The 11,703-nt window shown below is 63.3% G+C and carries 11 protein-coding genes and 1 pseudogene; 4 read left to right on the forward strand and 8 right to left on the reverse strand.

Going from position 1 to position 11,703, the window contains the following annotated elements; genetic code table 11:
- From chrA to NKJ46_RS13050, 6 genes and pseudogenes are all read right to left on the reverse strand, one after another.
- Positions 1–1,391, reverse strand: a pseudogene (chrA, locus tag NKJ46_RS13025) (chromate efflux transporter).
- On the reverse strand, positions 1,385–2,224 hold the full coding sequence (locus tag NKJ46_RS13030; protein WP_352665369.1) for a chromate resistance protein ChrB domain-containing protein: 840 nt from the start codon (positions 2,222–2,224) through the stop codon (positions 1,385–1,387). Before NKJ46_RS13030 ends, chrA begins: the two are co-directional and overlap by 7 nt.
- A 203-nt stretch (positions 2,225–2,427) precedes the next feature.
- Positions 2,428–2,679, reverse strand: a complete 252-nt coding sequence (locus tag NKJ46_RS13035) for a hypothetical protein (RefSeq protein WP_352665370.1) — start codon at positions 2,677–2,679, stop codon at positions 2,428–2,430.
- Between the two features lie 6 nt (positions 2,680–2,685).
- Positions 2,686–2,940: a hypothetical protein gene (locus tag NKJ46_RS13040; protein ID WP_352665371.1), complete on the reverse strand. Its 255-nt coding sequence runs from the start codon at positions 2,938–2,940 to the stop codon at positions 2,686–2,688.
- Positions 2,941–2,954: 14 nt separating this feature from the next.
- Complete coding sequence (locus NKJ46_RS13045) at positions 2,955–4,760, reverse strand: IlvD/Edd family dehydratase (protein WP_352665372.1); 1,806 nt, start codon at positions 4,758–4,760, stop codon at positions 2,955–2,957.
- A gap of 236 nt (positions 4,761–4,996) precedes the next feature.
- Positions 4,997–6,181, reverse strand: coding sequence for an Mrp/NBP35 family ATP-binding protein (locus tag NKJ46_RS13050; protein ID WP_352577477.1), 1,185 nt, complete (start codon positions 6,179–6,181; stop codon positions 4,997–4,999).
- Between the two features lie 195 nt (positions 6,182–6,376).
- Here NKJ46_RS13050 and NKJ46_RS13055 point away from each other — a divergent pair, with 195 nt between their 5' ends.
- Positions 6,377–6,754 carry a VOC family protein gene (locus tag NKJ46_RS13055; protein ID WP_352448526.1) on the forward strand — a complete coding sequence of 126 codons (378 nt, stop codon included), beginning with the start codon at positions 6,377–6,379 and terminating at the stop codon, positions 6,752–6,754.
- 38 nt (positions 6,755–6,792) lie between these two features.
- Here NKJ46_RS13055 and NKJ46_RS13060 read toward each other — a convergent pair whose 3' ends face one another.
- Both NKJ46_RS13060 and NKJ46_RS13065 read right to left on the reverse strand, forming a co-directional pair.
- A complete protein-coding gene (locus NKJ46_RS13060; protein ID WP_352665373.1) occupies positions 6,793–7,797 on the reverse strand; it encodes an inorganic phosphate transporter in 1,005 nt (334 codons plus the stop codon).
- Positions 7,797–8,438, reverse strand: a complete 642-nt coding sequence (locus NKJ46_RS13065) for a DUF47 domain-containing protein (RefSeq protein ID WP_254816177.1) — start codon at positions 8,436–8,438, stop codon at positions 7,797–7,799. The genes NKJ46_RS13060 and NKJ46_RS13065 overlap by 1 nt, the downstream gene beginning before the upstream one ends.
- Positions 8,439–8,631: 193 nt before the next feature.
- Between NKJ46_RS13065 and NKJ46_RS13070 the strand changes: the two genes are divergently transcribed.
- The 3 genes from NKJ46_RS13070 to NKJ46_RS13080 all read left to right on the forward strand — a co-directional run bounded on the left by NKJ46_RS13070 (position 8,632) and on the right by NKJ46_RS13080 (position 11,696).
- The gene (locus tag NKJ46_RS13070; protein ID WP_352665374.1) at positions 8,632–9,531 is read left to right on the forward strand and encodes a LysR family transcriptional regulator; all 900 of its coding nucleotides are present in this window, start codon (positions 8,632–8,634) and stop codon (positions 9,529–9,531) included.
- A 132-nt stretch (positions 9,532–9,663) separates the two neighbouring features.
- Positions 9,664–10,143: a formate dehydrogenase subunit gamma gene (locus NKJ46_RS13075; protein WP_352665375.1), complete on the forward strand. Its 480-nt coding sequence runs from the start codon at positions 9,664–9,666 to the stop codon at positions 10,141–10,143.
- On the forward strand, positions 10,140–11,696 hold the full coding sequence (locus NKJ46_RS13080; protein WP_352665376.1) for a formate dehydrogenase beta subunit: 1,557 nt from the start codon (positions 10,140–10,142) through the stop codon (positions 11,694–11,696). The genes NKJ46_RS13075 and NKJ46_RS13080 overlap by 4 nt, the downstream gene beginning before the upstream one ends.
- Positions 11,697–11,703 lie beyond the last annotated feature (7 nt).

The following is an 11,703-nucleotide window of genomic DNA, read 5'->3' on the forward strand; positions in this document are numbered from 1 at the left end:
TTACCCGCTCGCCGCCAGCAACAAGACACCGGCCAGCGCCGATCCGGCAAGCGTCGGCAGCATACCGATCTTCGGCTTCAGAATGGCGATCATCGAGGCAAGGAAAGCAGCGCCCCGCGCCAGTCTATCGATGAAAGCACCGGCACGTCCATTCCAAGCCCGACATTGCGCACTTCGCCGAAGATGACGTGTAAGCCAAATCATAGAGCGAGATTCATGATGACGCCGACGACGGCGGCGGTGATCGCACCGAGCGCCGCCGACAGCGCCTTGTTGCCGCGCAGCGCTTCGATGTAAGGCGCGCCAAGAAATATCATAAGAAGCACGGCGTAAATGTGGCCCACAATGTGAGCAATGCCCCAAGCGCGCCGGCGAGCAGCGGAGCAAGCGCGCCGGAGTGGCGGAAGGCGGCAACGTAACCGACGAACTGCAAGACCAGGATGAGCGGACCCGGCGTGGTTTCGGCAAGCCCAAGGCCGTCGACCATTTCACCCGGTGCCAGCCAGCCGAAGGACTCGACCGCTGTCTGCGCGACATAGGCAAGCACGGCGTAGGCGCCGCCGAAGGTGACGACCGCCATGACACTGAAGAAGCCACCGATTTGCGTCCAAACGCTGGCAGGGCCGGTGACAGCCCAGACCAGCAGAACAGGCCCCAGCCAGATCGGCAGCCAGATCGCCAAAGTGCGCGGCGCATGCTATCGCGTCGGCCTGACATGGGTCAGTTCGCCGCGCTCGAACATCAGATCGACCACGCCCTTTATGTCGGGAACATCGCCCTTGCCATGCGAAGCGCCGGAAAAAAAATGCCGGCGCACTACGGTTGCCGATCCAGCCTGCCAGGCCGGCAAGCAGCACGATCAGCGGAAACGGCACGTTCAACGCGTAGATGGCGATGAAGGCGGCGAGTGCGATCGACACCATGACCGGGTTTTTCAGCGCGCGTCTGCCGATCCGGATCACCGCCTCGATGACAATGGCGAGCACGGTCGCCTTGACCCCGAAAAACAGCGCCGCGACGAGTGGTACATCGCCATAGAGCGCATAAAGGCTGCTGAGGACGAGCATGACAAGCGCGCCCGGCACGACGAAGAGAAGGCCGGCGACAAGGCCGCCGGCCGTTTTGTGCAGCAACCAGCCGATATAGATGGCGAGCTGCTGGGCCTCGGGGCCAGGCAGCAGCATGCAGTAGTTCAACGCATGCAGGAAGCGCTGTTCGTCGATCCAGCGACGTTCCTCGACCAGTTCCTTGTGCATGAGCGCGATCTGCCCGGCCGGGCCGCCAAAGCTGAGCACGCCGATTTTCGCCCAGACCTTCACGGCCTCCCGGAAGCTCGGCACAGCGGGCTCCTGGATCTCCGCCGGCTTTTTCGAAAGGACGGCGCTCACGATGGTTTGCCCGCGCCGAGACTGACTGCGCCGGCGGCCGGCCAGTTATGCGTCTCCTCGGTGGCATCGCGGCACCAGCGGAAGAACGCATCGTAGAGCAGCATGCCGGCCTCGAGCTGCTCCAGATCGTCGCGAAACATCCGTGACAGGCCAAGCGAGGCCGCCAGGAACCCGGCTGCCTGCGGAACAAGATCGAGGCTCGCAGTATCGGCAGCGCGTATGATCATGGCCAGGCGATCGAGCGCTTCGGATTTAAGCCCGAACTCCTCGATCATGGTGTCGAAGGTGCAGCGTTCGCCGCGGTGGCTCCAGAACACGTTCTCGATGTCGAAAGGCACGGCCTGAAAGCGATCGGCGACGGCCGCCACTTCGGCCGGCTCGACGAAGAGAAAGACCGCGTGAAGATCGATGAAGCGCCGGATCAGCCAGGGGCAGGCGATGCGGTCGACCTTCGGGCGCGTACGCGTTACCCAAACGGTGCGGCCCTTGGCATCGGCGGGCGGTATCTTGTCCGCGTAAACGAGAAGGCCCTTGGCATCGCGCCATGCTTCAAACCCGCCGTCGAGCGATTCGGCGGCAATGCCCTCCTGCCGCAGCCATGCGGCCACGCCTTGCGAGAGCTTTTTTCCCTGCTGGCAAACGACCGTCACTTGCCTGCCGGCGAAGTCGGCAGCCCAGTTCGAGACAGTCCTGAAATCACGACGATCCGACCCCGGCAGCAGGCGCGGATCGGCGTTGTAGTCATCGTCGATGCGGACGTCGATGATTGCGGGTGCACCCGGCAGCCCAATCAGACGGGACAGTTGCGATACAGTGATAGCGGTTGTTGACGGCATGGCGTCCACCTCCTTGAAAGAGAAGCTTGGACGCGAACGTTGGGCTGACGCCTCACGGGGTCGTCGCGATGCACCCCTTAGGTTGATCGTGGATTTGTCACGCCCGCTTGTCAAGCATTCTGCTTGATCTTGACACGTCCAGCTTGCCGGACGCCCGGTAAAAAGCGGAACAGCCGAGACGAAATTCCTGCTGCAGGCGATCCTCACTCCTGCTCGATCGACTTGGCGCACTCGTTGAGCAGCACCAGCGCTTCGGCAAGACCTTCGGTGCGAAAGACCAGCGGCTGTTCGACACCCGTCACCCGCACGGTCATCGATCCGGCGCCGGCGATGGCCTTCTGCTCGTCCGTCGTCAGCGCATGGTCGAAGTCGACGATGTAGTCGACCGTGGTCATCGCGGTCATTTCCAGCGGCGTGTCGGCGTTGCCAAGTTGCAGCGTCGCGGTGACGCGCATGTCGTCCTAGACGGCACCCGGCCACAGGAACACGCGCATGACAATTCCCGTCCAGTCGCGCGTGCGCCCGAAATTCAGGCCGTTATAGGGCGTGGCGGCGAATTCAACCGGATCGCGGTTGGACGCGTTGCACCAGCGCCCAGCGACCGCAACCGTCCAGCCATTGGCCGTTACCGGAAATTCGGTGGCTGAAGCGACGAACGGCAACAACGAAGCAGCCGGTAAAAGAGCTGTACGCAGCAGTTTTCCCGGCCGCCTCATGCGACGGATCCTGGTCAGTGATTGTCCCTCGGTACGCCGCTCGTATGAGCCACATCCTGGTATTTCACCGCCGGCTTCAGCACCATGCCTTCGGAAAACTGATCGACCATGCCGCGCTGGATTTCCTGCCACGGCGTCTGGTGCTTCGGATAGTGATAGCCGCCATTGTTTTGCAGCTCGGCGCGGCGCCGTGTGATCTCGTCGTCGCTGACGAGGATGTCGGCGGTACCCTTGCGCAGGTCGATGCGGACGCGGTCGCCGGTCTTCAGCAGCGCCAGGCCGCCGCCGATGGCGGCTTCCGGCGAGGCGTTGAGGATCGATGGCGAGCCCGACGTCCCCGACTGGCGACCGTCGCCGATACAGGCCAGCGCGTGGATGCCCTTTTTGATCAGATAGGCAGGCGGCTGCATGTTGACGACTTCGGCGCCGCCGGGATAGCCGATCGGGCCGGCGCCACGCATAAACAGGATGGTGTGCTCGTCGATGCCCTGTGCCGGGTCGTCGATGCGGGCGTGATAGTCCTCGGGGCCGTCGAAGACCATGGCGTTGCCCTCGAAGGCTTCGGGGTCCTTCGGGTTCGACAGATAGCGCTCGCGGAATTCGGGCGAGATGCCGCTGGTCTTCATGATCGCCGAATCGAACAGATTGCCCTTGAGGTTGATGAAGCCGGCATTGGCTTTCAGCGGCTCGGCAACCGTGCGGATGACGTCGAGGTTCTCGTTGACGGCGCCGCTGCAATTGTCGCCGATGGTCTTGCCGTTAGCCGTCATGGCTTCCGGATAGGGCAGCAGGCCGCCCTTCATCAGTTCGGCGACCACGGCCGGCACGCCGCCGGCATGGTGATAGTCCTCGCCGAGATATTCGCCCGTCGGCTGCAGATTGACGATGAGCGGTATGTTGAGGCCGACCTTCTGCCAATCGTCATTGTCGAGCGGCACGCCGAGATGGCGGGCGATGGCGTTGAGGTGGATCGGCGCATTGGTCGAGCCGCCGATCGCCGAGTTGACGACGATGGCGTTCTCGAAGGCCTTGCGGGTCATGATGTCGGAGGGCTTCAGATCCTCATGCACCATGTCGACGATGCGCTTTCCGGTCTCGTAGGCGATCTGGCCGCGTTCGCGATAGGGGGCGGGGATAGCGGCCGAGCCCGGCAATTGCATGCCGAGCGCCTCGGCCAGCGAATTCATCGTGGTGGCGGTGCCCATCGTGTTGCAATAGCCGGTCGACGGCGCCGAGGAGGCAACGATATCCATGAACTCGTCATAGCCAATCTCGCCGGCCGACAGGCGCTGGCGCGATTCCCAGACGATGGTGCCGGAGCCGGTGCGCTTGCCCTTGTGCCAGCCGTTGAGCATCGGGCCGACCGAAAGCGCGATAGCCGGAATGTTGACGGTGGCCGCGGCCATCAGCATGGCCGGCGTCGTCTTGTCGCAACCGATGGTGAGCACCACGCCGTCGAGCGGATAGCCGTAGAGCACCTCCACCAGGCTGAGATAGGCAAGGTTGCGGTCAAGGGCAGCGGTCGGCCGTTTGCCGGTCTCCTGGATCGGGTGGCAAGGGAACTCGAAAGGGATGCCACCCATCGAGACGATGCCTTCGCGCACGCGCTTGGCCAGTTCGATGTGATGGCGGTTGCAGGGCGACAGGTCCGAGCCGGTCTGGGCGATGCCGATCAGCGGCTTGCCGGACATCAGTTCGGCCCGCGTCAGCCCGTAATTCAGGTAACGTTCCAGATAGAGTGCCGTCATGCCCGGATTGTCGGGATTGTCGAACCACTCCTGCGAGCGAAATTTTTTCTTGTGGGTGGGGGCGCCTGCCATCGTGGTCTCCGTATTTGTATGACAAATCGATATGACAACGCGCGGGAGCAGGCAAGGGGCACGCGCCATCCGAATCCGCACTTTGGTGCGATAGACACACATCTGCCTCCGCGCTAGACCGGATCGGGGTTTGTCAGCCCCCATCCCGGAAAAGTCGCGGCGTGTCGCCGCGGACCACACCCGGCCCTTCGAGCCACCCTCCCCTCAAGGGTCTCACTTGGGGGAGGACGTCCGTATCACTCGAATACGATGCTCGGCACTGCAGCCTCGGCCGCACCGCGCTCTTCATTGACGCGGTCCCAGACCTTGGCGGCGATGTCGCGGTAGATTTTCGCCTCAGCGCCATCGGGTTTCGAGACCACCACCGGCGTGCCGGCATCGGAGCTTTCGCGGATGCCCATCTCGAGCGGCACTTCACCAAGGAAGGTGACGCCGAGACGCTCGGCCTCGCGGCGCGCGCCGCCATGGCCGAAGATGTCGTAGCGTTTTCCCGTATCAGGGGCGAGAAAATAGCTCATGTTTTCGACGATACCCAATAGCGGCACGTCGACCTTTCTGAACATGTTGAGGCCTTTGCGCGCATCGATCAGGGCCAGGTCCTGCGGCGTCGAGACGATGACGGCGCCAGCCAGCGGCACCTGTTGGGCCATGGTCAGCTGGGCGTCGCCGGTGCCGGGCGGCATGTCGACGACGAGCACATCAAGCGGTCCCCATTCGACCTCGCGCAGCATCTGCGTCAATGCCGACATCACCATCGGCCCGCGCCAGATCATCGGCGTCTCCTCATCGACGAGGAAGCCCATCGACATGACCTTGAGGCCATAATTCTGCATCGGCTTCAGGATCTTGCCGTCGACGGTCTGCGGCCTGCCACGAATGTTGAGCAGACGCGGCATGGAAGGGCCATAAATATCGGCATCGAGCACACCGACCCGCAGCCCGTTGGCGGCAAGCCCAAGGGCGATATTGACGGCGGTGGTCGACTTGCCGACGCCGCCCTTGCCGGAAGCGACGGCGATGATCGCTTCGATGCCGGGTACGCCGCGCTTGCCCTGGCTGTGCGAGGCGGGCGCCTGCGGCGCGGGACGCGCAGGTGCGGCCGGCGGAGCGGGCCTCTGAGCCGGTCTTTGCGGAACCGGCGCCTCCATGCCACCGCCCTTCTTTTCCGCCGTCAGCGCGACCACGGCGCCGGCAACACCGGGGATCGCCTTGACGACACGCTCGGCCGCCGCACGCAGCGGTTCCATCTCCTGGGCACGGGCAGCGGGAACGGTGATCGAAAAGAACACCTTGGCATCGGCAATGAAAATCTCGGAAACCAGGCCGAGGTCGACGATATTGCCGGTGAAATCCGGCCCATTGACCGTTTTCAGGCGCTCGATAACGATTTCCTTGGTCACGTTTTCATTGGCGGCGGGCATGAGTTTTTCCTCTACTTTTCCGCTCCAGATAATGCAGTTCCGGAACAGAACCAAGCAATGGACCAACAGTTGCAGCGGCGTATCAGGGAGGCGGCGACCATATGACGGCATTTCCAGTGGGAGCAGCCGTCGCCAAATCGTCAACGCAGCCTATTTCAATGGACAGGGAATGACCGCCAGGGAAGGAGACGAACCATGCTCGCAAACAGCAACGCAACGGCCAATCTCGCTGTGAAGGACCTGGCCAAGGCCAGGGCTTTCTACGAAGGGGTGCTCGGCCTCAAAGAGGTGCACAATGAGGGTGGCGAACTGATCGTCTATAAAAGCGGCGATACCAGCATCAACGTGTACCGTTCGAACTTCGCTGGAACCAACAAGGCGACGGCTGTGACCTGGACGGTCGGCGACGAACTCGGCAAGATCGTTGAGGCATTGAAATCGAAGGGCGTGACCTTCGAGCATTACGACATGCCAGGCCTGACGCTGGAGGGTGACGTTCATGTCGGTCAGGGCATGAAGGTGGCATGGTTCAAGGATCCCGACGGCAACATCCTGAACCTTGTGGATAGGTAGATACGGCGCATCGCCTGCCGCGCAGTGCTACGGTGCTGTCACCATGCCAGGCTGACCGCGAGATAGGTGAGAGCCGCGATCGCCGCGGTTGCCGGCAGGGTGACGATCCATGCCACCACGATGTTGCCGGCAATGCCCCAGCGAACGGCGGAGACGCGGCGGGCGGCGCCGACGCCGATGATGGCGCCGGTGATCGTGTGCGTGGTCGAAACCGGAATACCGAGCCAGGTGGCGGCAAACAGGGTGATCGCACCGCCGGTCTCGGCGCAGAAACCCTGCATCGGGTTCAGCCGGGTGATCTTCGATCCCATGGTGTGGACGATGCGCCAGCCGCCGAGCAACGTGCCCAGCGCCAGCGCCGACTGACAGGTGATGACGACCCACAGCGGCACGTAAAAATTCGCGCCGAGCATGCCTTGCGAATAGAGCAGCACGGCGATGATGCCCATGGTCTTCTGCGCGTCGTTGCCGCCATGGCCGAGCGAATAGAGCGAGGCGGAAAAGAACTGCATGACGCGGAAGGTGCTGTCGACGGCGAACGGCGTCTGCCGCACGAACAGCCAGGAGACCGCGAGGATCAAGACGAGCGCCAGCAGAAAGCCTGCCGCCGGCGATAGCACGATGGCCGCCGTGGTCTTGCCCAACCCGGCCCAGACGATGGCACCGGTGCCTGCCTTGGCAACGCCGGCGCCGACCAAACCGCCGATCAGCGCGTGCGAGCTGCTGGACGGGATGCCGACGAGCCAGGTGACGATATTCCAGACGATGGCGCCGACAAGTGCTGCGAAGATCACTGCCGGCGTGACGATGCTGGCGTCGATGATGCCGGTTCCCAGCGTCTCCGCAACGTGGAGACCGAAGAACATGAAGGCGATGAAATTGAAGAAGGCCGCCCAGAACACCGCATAATGCGGCCGCAGCACCCGGGTGGAGACGATGGTGGCGATCGAGTTGGCGGCATCATGCAGGCCGTTGAGGAAATCGAAGAACAGCGCGACGACGACAAGGCCGACCAGCACGGGAAAGGCTATTGCGGCTTCCACTATACGTTCTCGATGACGATGCCGCTGATTTCGTTGGCGACGTCCTCGAAGCGATCGACCACCTTTTCCAGCTGGCCGTAAATCTCGCTGCCGATCAGATAGGCCATCGGATCGCTGCGGCCGTGCCGCTTGAACAGGTCCTTCAGACCTTGCTCGTGCAGGTCGTCGGCCCGGCCTTCCGCGCGCATGACTTCCTCGGCGATGGCATTGAGGCGCACCGTATGCGCCCCGACCTTGCCGAGCAGCGGGATCGCCTCGGCCACCAACTTGGCGGCCTCGACGATGACGCCCCCCATTTCCTGCATCAGCGGGTCGAATTCCTTCTTTTCGAACAGCCTTACCGTCTTGACGGTCTTGTGCATCATGTCGATGGCATCATCCATCGACTGGATCAGGTCCTTGATGTCGCCGCGATCGAAGGGCGTGATGAAGGAGCGGCGCACGGCCAGCAGCACTTCCGCGGTGATCTGGTCGGCTTCGTCCTCGAGATCGATGATCGTCTGACACCAGCGGTCGATGTCGTTGCCCTGCAAAAGCTGCTGCAGTGCCTCGGCGCCGCCGACCACGGTGCGGGAATGCCGCTCGAACAGGTCGAAGAAGCGATCTTCGCGCGGCAAAAGCTTGCGGAACCAGCCCAGCATGTTCGGTCTCCCGTCGTGTCCAGTCCACGACCCCGTCTCATCCACATAGCGCCGCATTCCATCGCGGGAAACAGTAAGCCGGCTGAAAGATGTGGATGCGGACGATTTACAGAGGCGGCTTGCGGCCGAAGGCGATTTCCACGACGTTGCGCGCTACGATCGGACACAGCGTCCGTGACAGGCTCCCGACGGCATGATCGACAAGCTGGAATTCTTCATAGCACTTGCCAGGGAAGAACATTTCGGCCGGGCGGCGGAGGTGTGCGGCGTCACCCAACCGACGTTTTCGGCCGGCATCAAGCAGCTGGAGGGCCAGCTCGGCGTGATGCTGGTGCTGCGCGGCTCGCGCTTCCAGGGGCTGACGCCGGAAGGCAAGCAGGTGCTGGTTTGGGCGCGCCGCATCGTCGGCGACAGCAGGACCATGCGCGAAGAGATGCGGGCGGCACGCCACGGCCTGTCGGGGCGCATCCGCATCGCGGCGATCCCGACGGCGCTCGCCATGGTGGCGCGACTGACGACGCCGTTTCGGGCAAAGCACCCCGGCGTTACCTTCTCGGTGCTGTCGCGGACCTCGATCGAGGTGCTGTCGCTGCTCGGCAATTTCGACATCGACGCCGGCATCACCTATCTCGATAACGAGCCGCTCGGGCGCGTCACCAGCGTGCCGCTCTACGACGAGCGCTACCAGCTGATCACCGCGGTCGGGAACCCCTATTTCGACCGCGACAAAGTGACATGGGCGGAACTCTGCCAGCTGCCGCTCTGCCTGCTGACGCCGGACATGCAGAACCGCCGCATCATCGACCAGCATCTGGCCGAAGCCGGCGTGCAGGTGCGGCCGACACTGGAATCCAACTCGATGATCGTGCTGTTCTCGCATATCCGAACCGGCAAATGGTCGTCCATCATGCCGCTTAACCTTGCGGAAACGTTCGGCTTTTCCGAGCCGATCCGGGCTATCCCGATCGTCGAGCCCGATGCCAGCCACACCGTCGGATTGGTGGCGGCGCCGCGCGAACCGCACACGCCACTGGTCTCGGCGCTGTTGGACGAGGCAATGGCGCTGGCGGACGATTTCCGCGCCCGTCGCTAGGCTAAAAATGCTGGTGACCGCCAACGATAGAAAATTTCTATCGAGCAACGGATCGGCTTTATTGATTTAGCGGGTTTCCTCTGATTTCCTAAGCACTTAGCGGAAGACCGCCACGACCAGGGAGGGCGCTGCATGACGATGCAGCCTGCAAGTACCGAGATCACATCGCGCACGGCGGCGATCATCCACGAGCTGAAAGGCCTCGAAGGCCCGCTGTTGCCGATCCTGCACGGCATACAGGAAGAGTTCGGCTATGTGCCGCAGGACGCGCTGCCGGTCATCGCCGAGGCGCTGAACATCTCCAGGGCCGAGGTGCATGGCGTCGTCACCTTCTATCACGATTATCGCAGCCAGCCGGCCGGCCGCCATGTGCTGAAGCTCTGCCAGGCGGAAGCCTGCCAGTCGATGGGTTCGGATGCGATCGCCGCCAAGCTCAAATCATTGCTGGGCATCGGCTTCCACGAGACGGCGCGCGACGGCTCGGTGACGCTGGAGCCGGTCTATTGCCTCGGCCTTTGCGCCTGCTCGCCGTCGGCGATGCTGGACGGCGAGGTGATAGGGCGGCTCGACGACGAAAAACTCAATGAAATCGTTGCCGAGGTGCGCTCATGATCCCGCGTATCTATATTCCCGGCGATTCCGGCGCGCTGGCGCTGGGTGCGGAAAAGGTCGCCAAGGCGATTCGGGCGGAATTGGCCGAGCGCGGCATCGAGGCCAAGATCGTGCGCAACGGCTCGCGCGGCGCCTATTTCCTCGAGCCGATGGTCGAAGTGGCAACAGCTAATGGCCGCGTCGCCTACGGGCCGGTGAAGCCCTCCGACGTCAAAAGCCTGTTCGACTGCGGGTTCCTCACCGGCGGCCACCACAAGCGCTGGCTGGGTGCGCCGGACAAGATCCCGTTCCTGGCCAAACAGACGCGGCTGACCTTTGCGCGTTGCGGCGTCACCGATCCGCTGTCGCTCGATCACTACAAGGCGCATGGCGGGCTGAAAGGCCTGCAGAATGCAGTGGCCATGACGCCGGCCGACGTCGTCAAGCAGGTGACCGAGTCCGGGCTGCGCGGTCGTGGCGGCGCCGGCTTCCCGACCGGCATCAAGTGGAAGACCGTGCTCGATACGTCGGCCGACCGCAAATACATCGTCTGCAATGCCGATGAAGGCGATTCCGGCACGTTCGCCGACCGCATGATCATGGAAGGCGATCCGTTCGTGCTGATCGAAGGCATGGCGATCGCCGGCATCGCCACCGGCGCGACCAAGGGCTTCATCTATATCCGCTCCGAATACCCGCATGCGGTGGCGGTGATGCAGAAGGCCGTCGAGATCGCCCGCAAGGCCGGCGTGCTCGGCATCAATGTGCTCGGCTCGGCCAATTCATTCGACATGGAAGTCCGCGTCGGCGCCGGTGCCTATGTCTGCGGCGAGGAGACCGCGCTGCTCGACAGCCTCGAAGGCAAGCGCGGACAGGTGCGGGCCAAGCCGCCACTGCCGGCGCACAAGGGCCTGTTCGGCAAGCCGACGGTGATCAACAACGTCATCTCGCTGGCCTCGGTGCCGGTGATCATGGACAAGGGCGCCGCCTTCTACAAGGATTTCGGCACGGGCCGTTCGCGCGGCACCATCCCGATCCAGATTGCCGGCAACGTCAAGTATCCCGGTCTCTACGAGGCCGCATTCGGCATGACGCTGGGTGAGATCGTCGACGATATCGGCGGCGGCACGGCGACCGGGCGTCCGGTCAAGGCGGTGCAAGTGGGTGGCCCGCTCGGCGCCTATTTCCCGCGCGCCCTGTTCGACACGCCGTTCGACTACGAGGCGTTTGCCGCCAAGGACGGACTGATCGGCCATGCCGGCATCGTCGTTTTCGACGACAGCGCCGACATGCTGAAGCAGGCACGCTTTGCCATGGAATTCTGCGCCATCGAGAGCTGCGGCAAGTGCACGCCCTGCCGCATTGGCTCGACGCGCGGCGTCGAGGTGCTGGACCGGCTCGCCCAGAACGTCGAACCGGAAAAGCAGATCGCGCTGGTCACCGACCTTTGCAACACGATGAAGTTCGGCTCGCTTTGCGCTCTCGGCGGCTTCACCCCATATCCAGTGATGAGTGCACTCAACCATTTCCCGGACGACTTTCGGCCGACGCCGGTCGCCGAAGCAGCGGAATAGGAGCGGA

This window comes from Mesorhizobium sp. M0166 (genome assembly GCF_040322255.1).
Classification (GTDB): domain Bacteria; phylum Pseudomonadota; class Alphaproteobacteria; order Rhizobiales; family Rhizobiaceae; genus Mesorhizobium.